At 45.5% G+C, this 16,823-nt stretch carries 15 protein-coding genes; 12 read left to right on the forward strand and 3 right to left on the reverse strand.

Annotated elements, in window-relative coordinates; all coding sequences use genetic code 11:
• The first annotated feature begins 153 nt into the window (after positions 1-153).
• The 6 genes from GGC63_RS09695 to GGC63_RS09720 all read left to right on the forward strand — a co-directional run bounded on the left by GGC63_RS09695 (position 154) and on the right by GGC63_RS09720 (position 7,262).
• Positions 154-1,113 carry an AraC family transcriptional regulator gene (locus GGC63_RS09695; RefSeq protein WP_192702110.1) on the forward strand — a complete coding sequence of 320 codons (960 nt, stop codon included), beginning with the start codon at positions 154-156 and terminating at the stop codon, positions 1,111-1,113.
• A 350-nt stretch (positions 1,114-1,463) separates the two neighbouring features.
• Complete coding sequence (locus GGC63_RS09700; RefSeq protein ID WP_192702111.1) at positions 1,464-2,363, forward strand: SDR family oxidoreductase; 900 nt, start codon at positions 1,464-1,466, stop codon at positions 2,361-2,363.
• 239 nt (positions 2,364-2,602) lie between these two features.
• Complete coding sequence (locus GGC63_RS09705) at positions 2,603-4,081, forward strand: copper amine oxidase N-terminal domain-containing protein (protein ID WP_192702112.1); 1,479 nt, start codon at positions 2,603-2,605, stop codon at positions 4,079-4,081.
• Between the two features lie 53 nt (positions 4,082-4,134).
• Positions 4,135-4,593 (forward strand): GNAT family N-acetyltransferase, encoded by a 459-nt coding sequence (locus GGC63_RS09710; protein WP_192702113.1) that lies wholly within the window; start codon positions 4,135-4,137, stop codon positions 4,591-4,593.
• Between the two features lie 410 nt (positions 4,594-5,003).
• Positions 5,004-5,858, forward strand: coding sequence for a GNAT family N-acetyltransferase (locus GGC63_RS09715; protein ID WP_192702114.1), 855 nt, complete (start codon positions 5,004-5,006; stop codon positions 5,856-5,858).
• A gap of 315 nt (positions 5,859-6,173) precedes the next feature.
• On the forward strand, positions 6,174-7,262 hold the full coding sequence (locus GGC63_RS09720; RefSeq protein WP_192702115.1) for an MBL fold metallo-hydrolase: 1,089 nt from the start codon (positions 6,174-6,176) through the stop codon (positions 7,260-7,262).
• 85 nt (positions 7,263-7,347) lie between these two features.
• Here GGC63_RS09720 and GGC63_RS09725 read toward each other — a convergent pair whose 3' ends face one another.
• The gene (locus GGC63_RS09725) at positions 7,348-8,205 is read right to left on the reverse strand and encodes a sigma-70 family RNA polymerase sigma factor (protein ID WP_192702116.1); all 858 of its coding nucleotides are present in this window, start codon (positions 8,203-8,205) and stop codon (positions 7,348-7,350) included.
• Between the two features lie 320 nt (positions 8,206-8,525).
• Complete coding sequence (locus GGC63_RS09730; protein ID WP_192702117.1) at positions 8,526-9,392, reverse strand: DMT family transporter; 867 nt, start codon at positions 9,390-9,392, stop codon at positions 8,526-8,528.
• Positions 9,393-9,590: 198 nt separating this feature from the next.
• On the opposite strand from GGC63_RS09730, the gene GGC63_RS09735 reads away from it, so the two are divergent.
• The 3 genes from GGC63_RS09735 to GGC63_RS09745 all read left to right on the forward strand — a co-directional run bounded on the left by GGC63_RS09735 (position 9,591) and on the right by GGC63_RS09745 (position 13,271).
• Complete coding sequence (locus tag GGC63_RS09735) at positions 9,591-10,967, forward strand: PLP-dependent aminotransferase family protein (RefSeq protein WP_192702118.1); 1,377 nt, start codon at positions 9,591-9,593, stop codon at positions 10,965-10,967.
• 200 nt (positions 10,968-11,167) lie between these two features.
• Positions 11,168-11,500, forward strand: a complete 333-nt coding sequence (locus GGC63_RS09740) for an antibiotic biosynthesis monooxygenase family protein (RefSeq protein ID WP_192702119.1) — start codon at positions 11,168-11,170, stop codon at positions 11,498-11,500.
• A 178-nt stretch (positions 11,501-11,678) separates the two neighbouring features.
• Positions 11,679-13,271: a copper amine oxidase N-terminal domain-containing protein gene (locus GGC63_RS09745; RefSeq protein WP_192702120.1), complete on the forward strand. Its 1,593-nt coding sequence runs from the start codon at positions 11,679-11,681 to the stop codon at positions 13,269-13,271.
• A 96-nt stretch (positions 13,272-13,367) separates the two neighbouring features.
• On the opposite strand, the gene gap is transcribed toward GGC63_RS09745, so the two are convergent.
• Positions 13,368-14,378 (reverse strand): type I glyceraldehyde-3-phosphate dehydrogenase, encoded by a 1,011-nt coding sequence (gap, locus tag GGC63_RS09750; protein WP_192702121.1) that lies wholly within the window; start codon positions 14,376-14,378, stop codon positions 13,368-13,370.
• Between the two features lie 443 nt (positions 14,379-14,821).
• On the opposite strand from gap, the gene GGC63_RS09755 reads away from it, so the two are divergent.
• From GGC63_RS09755 to GGC63_RS09765, 3 genes are all read left to right on the forward strand, one after another.
• Positions 14,822-15,322, forward strand: coding sequence for a hypothetical protein (locus GGC63_RS09755; protein WP_192702122.1), 501 nt, complete (start codon positions 14,822-14,824; stop codon positions 15,320-15,322).
• Positions 15,323-15,459: 137 nt separating this feature from the next.
• Complete coding sequence (locus GGC63_RS09760; protein WP_192702123.1) at positions 15,460-15,687, forward strand: hypothetical protein; 228 nt, start codon at positions 15,460-15,462, stop codon at positions 15,685-15,687.
• Positions 15,688-16,282: 595 nt separating this feature from the next.
• The gene (locus tag GGC63_RS09765; RefSeq protein WP_192702124.1) at positions 16,283-16,759 is read left to right on the forward strand and encodes a GNAT family N-acetyltransferase; all 477 of its coding nucleotides are present in this window, start codon (positions 16,283-16,285) and stop codon (positions 16,757-16,759) included.
• Positions 16,760-16,823: the final 64 nt, after the last annotated feature.

Raw genomic sequence — 16,823 nt, forward strand, 5'->3', positions numbered from 1 at the left:
ATAAACGATCTCGTTCGTAATTATTTACTACATGCTCACCACCTCCCCTGGGAGGCCCTGCAATACCAGTCCTATTGGTTAGAACCTATCAAATTAGTCGGAATTATTGGATCTTTTAATCAAAATATTTGAATAAAATGGAGATGCGAAACGATGAAGATGCTAAATGAAAATTCGCTTCCAATGGCGCAAGGTAACGCCGACGAGTCGCTGGATGCAGAAATCGGCCGTCTGGCTCGCATGATCCACACCTATACTCCTCATGACGGCACCTTTAGCCAGCGCATCCCCGGTTTGCACGTCTGTCGCTATTCACGAGTAAACGTTGACTGTGTGAGAACCTTCGATTCACCCTCTCTGTTAATCGTTGCACAAGGGGCAAAGGTCATCACTGTGGGGCAGGAGGTCTATCAGTTCGGCCGGGCGCATATGCTCATGTTCCCCGTTGCCCTGCCGATTGCTGTGAAGACTACACATGCCAGTTATTCCGAACCATTCCTGAGTGTTAAGCTGAACCTTGACCCGCAAAGGATTGCTGAATTGGCACTGAAAGTATATCCCCAGGGCCTGCCTATCGTTCGTAATTGGAGCGCCGGTTACGTCATTAACGCCGACTTAGGCATGGTCAAAGCTGTGACGAGGCTAGTGGAGTGTCTCTCCAATCCCAGCGATGCTGAATTGCTTGCCCCTCTCGTGATGGATGAGATTTTGATACGAGTCCTGCGCAGCCCCTTCGGTGTTCATATCGCTGAAATTTGTTTTGCGGATTCGGTCGTGCAGAGGGTTGTGAGGACGATTGCCTGGCTCCGCGACAACTTCTCCCAGCAGATGAAGGTTACAGACTTGGCCAAGATGGTACATATGAGCGAGTCCTCGTTTCACGAGCATTTTAAGGCAGTCACTTCAATGAGCCCGCTGCAATACCAAAAAGCGCTGCGCCTTCATGAAGCGAGGCGTCTGATGGTTTCCAACTCCATGGATGCGAACACCGCTTGCCGGCTGGTGGGGTATGTGAGCACCTCTCAATTTAGCCGGGATTACAGCCGTTTTTTCGGAAGCCCGCCAAGGAAGGACGTCGCCAGATTACGTCAACAAACGCAAATGTCGGAATGACCATAACTGGCGAGAGCTCTGCATTCCTGCAACAGCCTTAATTGGCCGAGGCATTTACGGCCTCCTACTTTTCCTGTGCAGCCCGCGGCCGTAAGGCTTGGCGGGCTATCTTTTTTATCACCTGAATACAAGTCTTATCGGATGATCACACCTACAGATTAATCCATGAGCGGCCAGAGGTCAGGGTGTGTTCTGGAGGATTAGACAAGAAGTGACGAGGAACAGGCAAAGATCCGGGTGGGATGCAGACTATAATGGGTTTATTCTTGGGGCTGGCGGTGTCAATCGTTTTGCTCGCCGCGGGTGATCCAAGTAAATCTACAGCTCAACAACTTAAGGAGGGCTTCATTATGCGTATTTTTGTTACAGGGGCGACGGGCTTCATCGGTTCCGCCGTCGTCCGCGAACTTATCGATGCAGGGCATCAGGTAATCGGCCTTGCCCGCTCAGATAAGGCTGCCGAGTCGCTGACAGCAGTCGGGGCTGAGGTACACCGTGGTGCCCTCGACGACCTCGACAGCCTGCATAAGGGCGCTGCCGCAGCAGACGGCGTCATTCACTTAGGCTTCAAGACGGACTTCTCGAACTTCGCCGGTGCAGTCGCAACCGATCTGCGAGCCGTAGAGACGTTAGGTGCAGCGCTCGAGGGCTCCTACAAGCCATTCGTGTTCACCTCGGGAACTTTGTTGGTCGCATGGTCGACCCCACCGGGGCTACTCGGAACGGAAGAGATCGCGGTCAATGCCGAAGTGCCTCGGGGAGCAGCGGAGAACGCGGTGATCGCTCTGGTGGAGCGTGAAGTGCGATCATCGGTTGTCCGTCTCGCACCGTCTGTACACGGCCCCGGCGATCATGGTTTCGTCCCGATGCTGATCGACCTTGCTCGCAACAAGGGCGTCTCCGCCTACATCGGCGACGGTTCCAACCGCTGGCCGGCCGTTCATCGCCTCGATGCGGCGCGTCTGTACCGCCTCGCCGTTGAATCTGCACCGGCCGGGTCACGGCTGCACGGGGTCGGCGAGGAAGGTGTGCCATTCCGTGACATCGCAGCCGCCATCGGCCGTCACCTAAACCTGCCAGTGGTCAGCATACCCCGCGAAATGGCAGAAGCCCACTTCGGCTTTCTCGGCGCCTTCACGTCGTCCGACAACCCGATGTCGAGTGCGCTGACCCAGTCACGATTGGGCTGGCGGCCAATGCATCCCGCATTGATCCCGGATATCGAACAGGGACACTACTTCAATAACTGAACCCATTAACACTATCTGAGTCTAAGTGGAAGGAAGTCCGTTTGACGGTAGTTCAAAAAAATATCAGGTACCGTCTAGAACTTATTTTCCTGTTCTAGACTGTCCCTGATTTTATATTGGAGTCAGTGCATAGCCATTTTCCCCAATAGAGTCAATCAAACGATTCAGGAAGGAATTTACTGGAGCACAAAGAATAGGAAGGGTATAACTCTCATCATAAAGGAGATTTCATCTTACCCATGAAGAAAACATACGCTTTGAAACTAACCATTGCGCTAACAATAGCTGCTATCGGTTTATCGGCTACGCCGGCCATGACAAAAGCCAGTGCAGATAACAGGGCAGAGATGGGGGCGCTTCCGAGCATTTCCTCCGAAGCTATAACCGTACAAGTAGATGGCAGCCCGTTAGTGCTTGAACAGCCGCCGATCATTAGGAACGGAAGTACACTTGTTCCGCTCCGAAGCATATTCGAAAGACAGGGAGCGGAGGTTGAATGGGACGGCAATACCTCGACGGTGACGGCAAGGAAGGGCCAGAATGTCATTCGCCTTACGGTGGGCTCGAGTACGGCTGCCTTGAATGAAAAGGAGATATTCCTAGAAGCTCCGCCTGTCATTGTTAATGGAAATACGATGGTCCCCGTTCGTTTTATCGCAGAGTCTCTTGGTGCGAAGGTCGATTGGGAGGCCGATACAAGAACGGTCCGGATCACACAGACCGAAGGAGGTACGGCCAAGCCGCCAGTCTCACCCCAAGTCTCCGTCGAGAAGATCGTCACCGGCACCTTTACGTATCCTTGGTACAATCCGTTAAACAGCGGCACGGCCGAAGTGACCAGACTTGATGACGGACGTTATCATCTGCATGTTTCGGTCGTTCACGGGTTCAGCCACAACTTAGGGGAGTTGGACTCCGATTTCACATATGACGGCAAAAATTTTGTGTTTTCTGACCCCGAATACAGCAAGGTTACGATGACGTTTACGGAAAATTCCATTACTATCGATTATCCGGGCTATGGATTCGGAGGATTTAATGCCGAACCTAAAGGAACATTTTACCTGCACAATTCGGGTATTCATGATGCTCCTTTTCTAACGAAGCTGTACACCCGTTTACAACTTCCCGATGTGTATCGGAACGGCTTCTCCGATGTGTTTACCTATTATATAGACAGCACGAAGGAAGCACTGCTTGTCCGGTCTTACAGCAGCATGGACCGCAACAAGGTCATTAGCGAGAATTTGGCCATCTATGATATGAACACGCAAACGATTGAGCCCCTTGGGGAAATCCAAAGCTATAACAAGCAGGAGCTTGGAAAAAAGCTTGCCGCTCTTTCCTTGAGCGAGGAATTCATATACGAGGTTCTGAACAAAGAGTACGCCGATCGCTTCATTGGATTGCAGATGGAGAGATTTGACAACGGGGACCTGACATTAGGCGACCCCGATCAGTTTCAGCTAACGGAGGAAGAAGCTTTCTACATCGTTACGGGGGAAAATAAGACAACCGCTGCCTCCCATAATGTCGGCGACCAGGATAACAACGGATCTTTATATCGGTCAGAGGTTGATCATTCCGATGCTGATAGCGTCACAATCCATATATATGAGCTGGTTCGCCATAATCCAAATGACGAACATACCGCAACTATCGACTGGCTTGAAGTGAACCGCTCCAACGGCAGGGTGAAGAGCATCTTATTTGAGTAAATGAACGACTCACTCAGAAGAGTACAGAATGAGTCAAGAAAGGATGTATTTTGATGGACATTCAAATTGAAAGAGCCTTTGTATCGGATGCTGAAAAAATCCTCTTATTGCAAAAAGCGGCTTATAGGAGCGAAGCTGAACTATACAACGATTACAGTATTGATCCTCTTGTTCAGACTCTCGAACAGCTGCAAAAACAGTTTGAAGACCACGTGGTACTCAAAGCTGTAGTTTCTGATACCATCATTGGTTCTGTTAGAGCAATTGAGCAAGACGGAACGTGTTACATTGGCAAACTCCTGGTGGATCCGAACCATCAAAATAAAGGTGTAGGAAAAAAGTTAATGTATGCTATAGAAGGGTGCTTCCCCAATTCCCGTTATGAATTGTTTACGGGGAGCAAGAGCGAAAAGAATATCGCCCTATACGAGAAGCTAGGATATAAAGCCTTTAAAGAGCGCTTGATATCCCCTGATTTCAGCTTGGTCTATCTCGAAAAGAAAAGCACTTAGGCTTTTGAACTATTGGGGTATAGTTGAGTATATAGGGAAACAAGCCGCCGCGGTGAATTGTTCCCATTCGCATTTAAGGAACAGGGGGCAGCAGTTTTCAAGATCATACGCGGTGAACCGTATCACAAATGACGGCAAAAAGTTCTCATGTATTCATTGTTCCACCTCCTCATTGTGCGCTCCGGTCAGCGTGAAGAACATCATCATGTAGTTGTTGTCGTACAGCACCGCGATTTTGTACGTCTGGAGTCCTTCATGTCGAGCAGCTCGACATACTCAGGGCAACTTCCCGGCAACCCGCCTAACTTTTTTTTCATTAAAATCCCCTTATTTTGTGATATAATCAGGCACCGAATTTTGAGTTTTAACATAATTCCGGCAAATGATCCAATTAAAAGGAGATAGATGAGATGATAGAATTATCACAAGTAGAATATGATAACGTTCTACCGCTATTAAATAATCAAGTGTATGAACCTGTGTTTGCATATTCTATTATTGATCATAATCAGTCTGGAAAAGTGTTTGTCGATCAAATCGAAAATCCTGCCTGCAGTCTTATTATTAATTCTTATGGACAGTATCTATTGGCTGGGAGTGGCGAGAATGAACGCTTCTTGAACGATGTAGCTGAATATTTGCTGAATGAGAAAAACCATTCAAATTACTATGATCTTTATGCTTCTACTCCAGAACTGATATTTCAAATGAGTGGAAGGTTAGCGGGAAAGACAGTAATATTGCACCGATCTTCTTTTGCATTCGATCTATCCAAATATCAATATCTAAAAACTATTCTTAACGAATTGCCTGAACGATTTGTCATGAATAGAATGGATGCTTCTCTCTTCAACAAATATCGGCATGAAATGGACTCTTCTTACAACTCGCTATGGAATTCGGCGAATCACTTTATGGATCGAGGGTTTGGTTATTGCATATTGAAGGACGATCATTTTGCAAGTGTTTGTAATTCTTTTTTTGTTGGTAGGGGGTACGCGGATATCGATATTGTAACTGTGGATGAATACCAGAAACAAGGGCTAGCAACTCTTACAGGTGCAGCATTTATCGAACATTGTTTGAATCATAATCTTGTGCCAAATTATAATTGCGACGCAGGCAATGAACGATCGATCAAATTAGCAACAAAGTTAGGGTTTGTAAAAAATAATGATTATCCAATGTTGTGGTGGCATCAGGACCAAAATATAATAAGTAATTATTTGAGAAGATTCAATTATTCAAACAGCGTGAACTCGTAGCACAAGGAGTTTGTGTTAACGGATAAGATAGATCTGAGGTTCAGAGTTATCTTCATTTTCCTACATTGAAAAGACCATCCTATGCATAAAGATGGTCTTTCTTTAAAACTTGCAGTTACAGACAGCGCGGTGAACCTTATCATAAGTGACGCAAATTTTTAGTCTTCCTTAAGGTTTTAATTTTTGCTCCCGCCCGACAAATGGACGATTAATTGCTTGAAGATCAAGAGACGTTTATTCAAAATTGATTATGGAGACTTGTGAAAGTAAAATATTTAATATCAAGCATCAAAAGGAAGGGATTGCGGGGAGAAAATGATTTGTTTTTTGATATTTTTATTTGTTTTATGTGCTGCAGCATTGTTTATAAATATGCACCCAGTATTCGGTGGAAACCCAAGCAGCGAGCAGAAAGAACGATACACTAAGTTTGATAATTATGTTAATGGGAAGTTTGTCAATCAGGTGCCTACCAAGATGGATATAAGTGTATATGATTACTACTCAATGATTAGGGATTCTATTTCGGGTAGTAAAGACCGCAAGCCTGCCGGTCAATTGCCCGTTTCCAAAATTGATTGGAACCGAATCCAAAGCGAAGAAGATAGTTTAACTTGGTTTGGGCATTCCACTTTTTTACTCACTCTCGATAATAAAAAGATACTTGTCGATCCGATGCTTGGGCCAGTAGCGTCACCTGTTTCTTTCGTAGGAAGCAAACGCTACAGTGAAGATATGCTGCATATTATTGATGAAATACCACTTATTGATGCGGTTTTTATTACCCATGATCATTACGACCATTTAGATTATCCATCTATACGTAAGTTGAGGGACAAGGTTGGCCATTTCTTCGTTCCTTGCGGCGTGAATGCACATTTGATCCGTTGGGGAGTTGCAAAGGAAAGGATCACAGAATTCAACTGGTGGGACGAAACGGAGTTCAAAGGTTTAACCATTGCTTTGACTCCATCCAAACACTTCTCGGGAAGAGGGCTTTTTAACCGAAATACAACTTTATGGGGCGGTTGGGTCATAATTGGAAAACGAACCCGTTTCTATACTAGTGGAGATGGGGGGTATGGTGCACATTTTAAAGAAATTGGGGAAAAGTACGGGCCATTTGATATTGCGCTAATCGAAGGAGGTCAATATGACCGGCGCTGGCCTTGGGTTCATATGACACCCGAAGAGGCTGTAGAGGCTCATGTAGATGTAAACGGGAAAAATATGATGCTCATACATTGGGGTGCCTTTACTCTTGCTTATCATGGCTGGAAAGAACCTATAGAACGTGCATTGGCAGAGGCGTTAAAAGCAAATGTGAGTCTTGTTGCCCCTCCAATTGGCGAGAGTATCCATTTAAACGGAGAGCTAGCAGCTGCTTATCCATGGTGGAGATGACCCCTTAATCTATAACAGTTATATACGGTCATGGCAGCTGGCTCCTTTCGCTGTTTTCCGGACATTAGTTTAAAGAGAGATCTCCTTATGGCGATCTCTCATTTTTTTTGTTATTCAATTCTACCCAGTCCTGTTTAGGTTGCGTTGAAAATTTAGAGTGATCAATAGTTTCGTTGTCAAAAACTATTTTTTCCATTTCCATTTTGAAAACTGGATTGTTATCTTTATCTAGGAGATTCATCTTTAACATCACTCCAGTTTTTGACTCAACCCAGTATTGATAAAAGCTTGCATGTTGTTTTTCAGCTACATAAGTATTAAGTAGGCCAATTAAAACCATTGCTTCCCGCCCAGCAATCGTTTCTTTCCCTAGTATCGTATAATTCGGCAGAAGACTTTGCTCATCGATCGTCCAAAATGCATAGTTTTGGGGAAAGACCATTTCAACTTTATCATAAGCTGAAGCTACATCTCCTCTTGTGATCCAATTCATATCTCCATTTTTATCCTTATAAAATCGTGTCTTTGGAGTATTTATTAATGATGATTGATTATTAATGGCTTCTTTTCGGTAATTTACTTCGCTTTTCCCAGAATATACTTCCAATCTAGTGCTTCCATCCGTAATAGTAGTAATGCTCTTGCTAGTTACTCCATCACCTTTTCGAACAAAGATTACTTTTTTTAAGAAATTTTTCCTTTTATAGTCATAAGCAAGATTACGGGCAATCTTAATTAACCAAGTCCTAATAGAACACTCACCGCGAAATTTCTCGATATTATAGAAAGCTTTAATAAAAGTATCTTGCGAAATCTCATCCGCTAAATCTGTACTTCCGGTTAAAAAATAAGCATAATTCCAAATATCTTGCCCGTAGGTTTGCATAACATCACGAAAGTTCTCTATCTCCAATTTTGATACATATCTTAATGTTTGTTCCAAAAGTTTAACACCTCCTTACAATATATTAGACTTATCGAGAATTGATGAGGTTCCCTTAAATCCACATTCATAGAATATTTTGTTTTCCGTAGAAGCAGATAAGAGAGTAATGATCTGAGAAGCTCCACCTTTAGGTAGGGGAAGTTGACCGAAATCAAACAAATTCAAAAAGGCAGGCAAAAGATTCTTGAATCATCACGACTTTTTCAGCTAACGGCATACAATAGCCCTATAAAAAAAACACAACACAGCTGCCGGTATGGGTTGGAGCCGTGTTGCGAATGTGTAGAATGGATTCAATTAGAGCCAACGCCGGTAAACTATTTGGTTGCAAACCGCCGTGCGACCGCCACGCACAGTACGACCCCCATATTTACAATAAAGATGGGCCAGCCAATCGATTCATGCAGAACGAGAGCTGACAGCAAGAGGCCGAAGAAAGGCTGGAGAAGCTGCAGCTGCCCGACCGCTGCTATTCCCCCCTGGGCAAGACCGCGATACCAGAACACGAAGCCGATGAGCATGCTGAACAAAGAGACGTAAGCAAGGCTCCAGAGTGCCGGACCACGGATATTGGCCCACGAAACCGGCATGAAATACAACGAGAGCAGCAGCATAACGGGAAGCGACAAAACGAGCGCCCAAGAGATGACCTGCCAGCCCCCTAGCCTCCGTGAGAGGCGAGCCCCTTCCGCATAGCCGTAACCGCACACGATAATAGAAGTCAGCATGAACCCGTCACCTACCGCCGAAGCTGCAGCCCCTTGGGTTAGGGCAAATCCTGCCACGAGAAAGCTGCCTAAAGCGGATAAGAACCAAAAGATGGGCCGTGGACGTTCACCGCCCCGAAGCACGCCGAAGATTGCTGTCGAGAGCGGCAGAAGCCCGATGTAGATCATAGCATGAGCGGATGTGACATACTGAAGTGCCAAGGCGGTCAGCAGAGGAAACCCTACTACTACGCAAAGGGCTACTAACCCTAGCGGAACGATGTCGCTTCGTACTGGACGCTGCTGCCTGAAGAGGAGGAGCAGCAGTCCTGCTAATATCCCGGCAGTGGCAGCGCGGCACACGGTAAGGAACAAAGGATCAAAATCCATCACGGCCAACCGTGTTGCCGGCAGCGAGCCGCTGAAGATGAGCACCCCTAGAAAACCATGGATCCAGCCGCTTGTTGTTGTCTTCATTACAAACACCTCAAATGCATCTTTTTTGAATACAAAAATGCACCGACACATGGAAATACAAGGTACGGAGAAAATGAAACTACACTTTTGTATGGTATTTTGTATTATAATAGGTACAGAATTGTATGAATATCGGAAAATATCCCATCTGTAAGGGTACAGAATTAGAAGATCTTTTTTGTGGCTGGAGGAAAAGGTATGACAAACAAAAAGGAATCCATTAAACAAATCATCCGTTCGGATATAGTCAATGGTCTGCTAAAACCTGGGCAGAAGCTGCCCTCCATCCGAAAGCAGAGTCAAGAATTCGGCTGCAGCCTCAACACCATTATTAGTGTTTATGAGGAGCTTGAACATGAATACCTGATTTACTCCCGCCCGAAGAGCGGTTATTTTGTCGTAGCCAAAGAAGCGCTTCTTCCCTTGCTGCAAACAAAACGAATCGATTTTGCATCGGCGGCCCCCGATCCCGCGTCCATACCTCAAACCGAATTTCGTCAATGCTTGAACAAAGCGATGGAATTATTTGAGGCGTCCATTTTCACCTATCCCGATCCACAAGGTTTGCTTTCTCTGCGCGAGGAGATCGTGAAGCTATTTCAGCAGCAGCAAGTCTTCTCTTCGTCACGGCAAATTTTTATCTTTTCGGGCGCTCAGCAAGCTCTTCATCTTCTATCCGGGATGCCTTTTCCTAACGGAAAAACGAACATTCTGGTCGAGCAGCCAACCTATTGGGGAATGCTTGCTGCGCTAAAGACACAAAAACAAACCGTCATCGGCATCGAAAGAACTCCGAACGGGATCGACTGGGCAGCACTGGAGCGTCATTTTCAAAGCAATATGATCAAGTTTTTTTATACCATTCCGCGCTTCCATAATCCGTTAGGCACTTCTTATACAGCAGAAGACAAACAGCGGCTGGCGGAGCTTGCCAAAGCGTACGACGTTTACATCGTAGAGGACGATTATTTGGCTGATTTGGAGAGCAACAGTAAAGCAGATCCTATACGCGCTTACCATGGTGCTAGTCATGTCATTTATCTCAGAAGCTTTTCCAAAGTCATGCTGCCTGGACTAAGGCTTGCCGCAGCAGCAGTGCCTGATTCATTGATTCCTTCGCTCCAATTGCATAAGCATACGGCGGATCTGAGCACTTCTGTGCTTTCCCAAGGGGTACTGGAGATTTATATGAAGTCCGGGATGTATGCTCATCATGCGAAGCAAATGAAATCGTTGTACCATCATCGCATGAACCATCTAAGGGAAATTTCGCAGCGATTATTGCCTGAGGAGTGCCTATATTCCATCCAATCCAGTGGCGGGCTCTTCACTGCCGTACGCATTCCGCCGGATTCCCATGCAGAGGAATTGGTCAAGCGATTGGAGGATCGGAGAGTGGACGTATTTCTGTCCGATCAGCAGTTCCTGTCCTCCTTCCCCAAGCTGAACTTGCTGCGTCTCAGCATCATTCGGACTGATGAGCGTGATATAGAAGAAGGCATCCGCATCATTGCCGAAGAACTGGAGCATGCCCGGCATACAAGCAGTTCCCTTAAGCCAATCTTTCGTCTATGATATTAATTATTACGGAATGAGAGGGAAGCGACCATAATTAAGATCAGTACTTTTACCAAACCAAGCTAGGTTTTAGCCTAGCAAGATGGGTTTGTGTAGCAAATAGCTTCAACAAATTTATTGCCGATGGTGAATTTCCAGCCCCTTATTCAAAGCAGCTTCTTAATCAAGTTAATCCAAACCTAATGCAGGAGGAACTTATGAGTGGAATTGCAAAAACTCCCCAGCCGCCTTACTATGCGGTTATTTTTACATCCGAGCTTACAGCCGGAGATCATGGATACGGAAAAATGGCAGACAAGATGGTTGAACTGGCTTCCACACAGCCGGGTTTTTTGGGTATAGAAAGCAGTGTCCGTGATCAAGGGGGGCTGGGCATCACAGTTTCCTATTGGGAATCCCTAGAATCAATAAAGAATTGGAAGGATCATGCCATGCACAAAGTTGCGCAGGAAAAGGGAAAAGCGGTTTGGTATCAACGATTTGCTCTAAGAGTGTGTAAGGTCGAGCGGGATAATTTCTTTGAAATGTAATCTGTCATCCAGCAATAATTGCAGCGAAATTGATTGCAGCGGCAGTCTAGGACTTAGCTCTCGTCCATGGCTGCCGCTATTCTTTGTCCGGAGGTTAGCGGTCGGGGAAACTCTATGAATCTCATAAAAACTACTTGCTAGAAGTAATATTTTCCATTTATAGTAGGAGAGATCATAGATGAAGAGGGGGATGACATTGATGTATGGTTGGAGCAAGAGGGGAATCGTTGCACTGTTGGTCGCGCTGCTTGTGCTGGCAGGCTGTCAACCGGTCGACGGATTTGACCCGGTGAAGCTGTTTGATCAGGAAATGGGGCTTGAATCCTATGAAGGGTCCACTTCTCTGAAGTTTGAATTTGATATAGACTCCGATAAGTTCAGCAAAACGGATGAGCTCGGGATTGGCTATCCGAGGCCTTATCTGGAGGGCTACGAGCTGTTAAACGGCTTGGAGCTTCGCTTGAACGAGCTGAAGGTGAATAAGAAGTCTGGTACCGTTTCCGGTAAAGGCTTGCTGACCAAGGCTCAGCTTCAAATCCCGTTTGAATATTCGGTGCAAGGGGATAAGGCGGTTGTTCAAGTGGAGGGTGCACGGCATCCGATTACCTTACAGCTTGGAACGCTTTCTGATGAGTTGCCTTACCGCGTGAGTAAATGGATGCAGTTGGGCAGGGCATCGACGCCGTTATCTGAAGCGGTCAGCGAGCGGGAACGCGATTTGACGAAGAAGGGGCTTCAGCTACTGGTCCGCAATCTGCCGAATACGGATAGCCTGTCTATTCAGCGCAATCAGGTAGTTGAGGTCCATGGCAGCCAAGCGACAGGAACAACTGTGGCTTTTGATGTTATGGGTACCCAGATGCCGGACCTGTTCAAGAAATACTTACGCTCACTAACCTTGGATGATAAAGGGCTGCGGGAGCTGGCGGGCAGCTTGTACGACTACCTCAAGGATGAGGAAGCGCTCGGGGGCCGGTACCAGGAATGGTTTACCGATAAAGAAATTTCGGTAGAAGGCATTTATGGTGCCGAGAAGTTTCTACTCGCTACACTGTCTTCCATCGTAACAGCGAAGCAGCAGGAGATTCATATTTCTCCGGATACGAAGGTGCATCTCGATATGTTCGTGGACCCGCAGCAGTTTGTAAGAAAAGCAAGCTTGAACGTCCAGTTCAAAGATGAGATCGGCGGACTTAAGGGCGGGAAGGTGCAGTTCCAGATGGAGCGTTGGAATATGAATGGCTCGGTTCAGCCTTCGGCTCTCGCCTCGCAGGATGCGATAGATATCGCCCAGCTTAGTACTCCGGAGGCGTTCATGGAGCAGGTGGATGAAAACTCCGCATTGTATACGTTCTTGAAGCGTGATTTGAAAATAACGCGCAAGCAGTTCATCCTGTGGCTGACGGAAAAGACCGAATTCGATACGATGGCAGAAGAAATGTACGATTATGATTATTTACCGTCTTATGGCTTTACCTCTGACGATGTAGCTTATGGACAAGCGCGTGAAATAGCCGAGAAGCTGGGCTATAAAGCGGAATGGGATAGCGAGAGCAGCAGCGTCGTGATCCATACAGGCAAGAAGGAAATCCGCTTTATGCCAAATAGTGCGACGGCTCTTGTCAACGGCCAACAGGTCGATATGGGTCATGAGGCGCTATTCATCCATGGAGTCTATTATGTGCCGGTTCGTTTCCTCGTCGAACAGCTGGACGGAGAAATTCACTGGAACCCGGATGAGCCTTTCATGCTTACAGTGACCAAAAATTGATGGGCTTTCCAGTGGCCAGCATAATGATGACAGCGGGACCTTAGGGTCCCGCTGTTTTTGTTTGCCGGACAGAAGTCGGCCTTCCTACGTCGCGAGTTATAAGCCTTTTTTAGCAATGTACTGGGTAAGATTAACCACACGATTGGAGAAACCCCATTCATTATCATACCAGGAGAGGACCTTTACCATCGTACCATCGGTTACTAATGTAGACAGGGCGTCTACAATAGAGGAGCGGTCATCCCCTTGATAATCAATAGAAACCAAAGGAAGCTCACTGTAACCGAGAATACCCTTCATGGAGCCTTCAGACGCTTCCCTGAGCGCATGATTGACATCATCGACAGTAACCTCTTTGGATACTTCAACGTTTAAGTCTACAATACAGACGACTGGAGTGGGCACGCGCAGAGAATAGCCATTGAGCTTCCCTTTGAGCTCCGGCAGTACGGAACCAATAGCTTTGGCTGCGCCTGTTGAAGTAGGAATCATGGAAACGGCCGCCGCCCGCGCGCGTCTTAAGTCGGAATGAGGCTGATCCTGAATATGCTGATCATTCGTGTAGGCATGGACGGTTGTCATCAGGCCATGTTTAATTCCAAATTGATCATGGAGCACTTTAACGAGGGGAGCTAGAGCATTTGTCGTGCAGGAAGCATTTGCAATGACATGATGCTCTTCGGAAATGTACTTTTCTTCATTTACGCCCATGACGATGGTAATATCTTCATTCGTTGCAGGTGCCGAAATAATGACCTTTTTCGCTCCTCCCCCCGTAATATGCCCTTCTGCCTTGGCCTTATCTGTAAATCTTCCCGTCGATTCAATGACGATTTCAACTCCAAGATCTCTCCATGGGAGCTGTGAAGGTTCTCGTTCAGCCAATACAGTGATTTTGCGGCCATTCACATAAATATGACCGTCCGACGCAGTGACCTGTGCCGATAATTCACCTTGGTTGGAATCAAATTTCAGCAGATGGGCTAACGTTTCAGCGTTAGTCAGATCGTTTACAGCTACAACCTCAATTTCCGGATGATTTAATGCTGCCCGAAACACATTACGACCAATACGGCCAAATCCATTAATTCCAATTTTGACTGTCATACCATTACCTCCATTTTTTTTTATTATTTCAAGGCAAATACGGTGATTTACCGAGAAAACAACTAAAGGGACTTATTTAGTCCATATAAGACAAATTACGTCCCACTGTGGCGTGAAGTGATCCATTCAAATGATCCGAACAATTGCATAAGGGACAATTATTGTCCCTATAAGACAAATTACGTCCCGGTTAGCTATGAACAAATCACTAAAGCAACTGCTTTATCCAAATGTAACTTAAAATTCATCTGTTGTCTACTCCCATCTGTACCGTTTTTTTTAAATACCATTTCCTTAAAAGAGCAGGTGGCTTTCAAAGGGCAATTTGTAAATAATGGATAATTTGCGTCGAAAGCAGCAACTATCTCCCTTGTCTGACGTATTTTAAAGAGAATAAGGTGACCATAGAGGAGGCGTGAACAATAGGAGCAGCGGCGATAATCATGAACGGGCTTGCACTCATTTTAGGAGTCATATTTGGAGTGCTGCTTTATAATTGGAAAAGTAAAGCGGTAAGCAAAAGGGCCGGCTGGATCTGGGCTTGCTCTGTTTTTGCTGGAATTATGATTTTCTTCAACGCCATTATAGGAATCTCCAACCATATGGACGAGAAAAGAATGCAAGAGGCATTTTCCATGCTGGACCAGCAAATGATCAAAGAAGGCAACCCTAACAAGGAATCAGGGGAAAACCTGCGTTTAACCATCAAAATGGCTACAGTAACTAGAACGATCGATCATCATGTGTATGTCGGTAATTTTAATAAAGCTAAAGCCTTCAAAGGAAAAGTACATGTCATGCTTTATAAAGATAATAAAATAATAGCAGAAGATACGTCGCTCGAATTTACGCTTATGCCGGGGGAGAAGAAGAAAGTCAACATTTTCAGCGGCCCCAGAAACTATGACTCGTTTAAATGGGAGTGGATCGGTGAGTTGAAATAAGCCGGGCTTGTCGGTAAAGTGGGTCCATATTGTCGTAAAAAAAATCAAGTCAACGAAATTGTCCTTTCGATAAAATCATTTCTAGCTGGTTAAGGAGTGATTCTACGTTTAAGGAGGTTGAAAAGGAGGGGGGTGGAGTGCAAACTTTTGATACGAGTCAAATCAACAACTTATTAACTGGAGTTGGTCTAGCTTGTGAAATCGAGTCTGTCTGCGAAAAGAATCGTGCTTTTATTAAAGTGAAGGTTATAGATCAACAAAAATATTTGAATAGGCACGAACCAGACTTGGCTAGATTTTTTTTTGAGAAAATAGATAACTTTGGAAGGTTGGCAAGTGAGTGGAAATGCGATAATCCGTTATAAGCGAAAGGAAAGATGACGGGTAGATAATTTGGCAAATACCTGGAGTTTATTCGGTATTAAATTAAGGGCGGTTAGTGTTGAGGGGGATTTCATTACGGGGACGATAGCGTAATTCCGGGCACAGAGCAATAGAATTATAAAAAGCATCTGTTCTCCAAGGAGAATATTCAACTCGTTGCCAAGGAGCTTATTCATAAACTGGTGGAGCTAAATGATTTGCGAAGTGAGATGGCCTTCAAACTTATTATGATATTGAAGCCTTCAGAAAAAAATGGAAGCATTTCCCGAATAAACTAGGGGCTTTTTATGCCCACGTGATAAATATAAGAGGAACAAAAAACGCCACATAGATGTGGCGTTATCTTTTTTTGACATAATTTAAGCAAGGGGGCCATTTTCAGCTCCTTACAATAGTATTATAAACGACAGAAAAATATAAGTCTACATTATTTTGGGAATTTTTATTATTCTTTGTTTACGGGTGAGCGTTAATTTGCCCCCAATGTTGAACAGACAAAGGAGCGTGTAACATGGACGAAAGTTTTTGGAGTATGCCAATGGAATATCTCCGTGATAATGAAGGGAGGAGCCATGCATGATTACGCTCAGGAAAATCACACTGGATAATCGGCGTGCCATATTCAACCTGGAAGTTTCGGAAGACCAACGCCGCTTCGTTGCCTCCAATCTCTCAAGCGTGGCCTCATGCTATGTCCTTGCAACCAATGGGGGACATCCATTTCCATTCGCCATATATGCGGGTGAGCAGCCGGTTGGTTTTGTTATGTTGGTTTATGGAGTCACTGGATATGATGAACCATCAATTGCTGAAAGCAGCTATTGCATCCTGCGACTGATGATTGACAAGCAATACCAGAACCGGGGATATGGTCGGGAGGCCATGAAAAAAATCTTGGAATTTATCCGCACCTTTCCGGCGGGGTCGGCACACTATTGCTGGATCCCTTATAAACCCGATAACATCCCTGCCAAAAAGCTTTATGAAAGCTTCGGCTTCCTTGACAACGGTGAAGTTTTCAACAACGAGTCAATAACGGTATTGCGGCTCTGATCCGCTGCCAAACTTCTACAGGTACCGAATCAGTAGCCTTGTTATATTACTAGGCGATTGAGAG

The sequence above is a fragment of the Paenibacillus sp. OAS669 genome, from assembly GCF_014873645.1.
GTDB classification, from domain to species: Bacteria; Bacillota; Bacilli; order Paenibacillales; family NBRC-103111; genus Paenibacillus_S; species Paenibacillus_S vulneris.

Coding starts and splice junctions, on each gene's coding strand:
- GGC63_RS09695 (WP_192702110.1), top strand. CDS start 154: ATGAAGATGCTAAATGAAAATTCGCTTCCAATGGCGCAAGGTAACGCC.
- GGC63_RS09700 (WP_192702111.1), top strand. CDS start 1,464: ATGCGTATTTTTGTTACAGGGGCGACGGGCTTCATCGGTTCCGCCGTC.
- GGC63_RS09705 (WP_192702112.1), top strand. CDS start 2,603: ATGAAGAAAACATACGCTTTGAAACTAACCATTGCGCTAACAATAGCT.
- GGC63_RS09710 (WP_192702113.1), top strand. CDS start 4,135: ATGGACATTCAAATTGAAAGAGCCTTTGTATCGGATGCTGAAAAAATC.
- GGC63_RS09715 (WP_192702114.1), top strand. CDS start 5,004: ATGATAGAATTATCACAAGTAGAATATGATAACGTTCTACCGCTATTA.
- GGC63_RS09720 (WP_192702115.1), top strand. CDS start 6,174: ATGATTTGTTTTTTGATATTTTTATTTGTTTTATGTGCTGCAGCATTG.
- GGC63_RS09730 (WP_192702117.1), bottom strand. CDS start 9,392: ATGAAGACAACAACAAGCGGCTGGATCCATGGTTTTCTAGGGGTGCTC.
- GGC63_RS09735 (WP_192702118.1), top strand. CDS start 9,591: ATGACAAACAAAAAGGAATCCATTAAACAAATCATCCGTTCGGATATA.
- GGC63_RS09740 (WP_192702119.1), top strand. CDS start 11,168: ATGAGTGGAATTGCAAAAACTCCCCAGCCGCCTTACTATGCGGTTATT.
- GGC63_RS09745 (WP_192702120.1), top strand. CDS start 11,679: ATGAAGAGGGGGATGACATTGATGTATGGTTGGAGCAAGAGGGGAATC.
- gap (WP_192702121.1), bottom strand. CDS start 14,378: ATGACAGTCAAAATTGGAATTAATGGATTTGGCCGTATTGGTCGTAAT.
- GGC63_RS09755 (WP_192702122.1), top strand. CDS start 14,822: ATGAACGGGCTTGCACTCATTTTAGGAGTCATATTTGGAGTGCTGCTT.
- GGC63_RS09765 (WP_192702124.1), top strand. CDS start 16,283: ATGATTACGCTCAGGAAAATCACACTGGATAATCGGCGTGCCATATTC.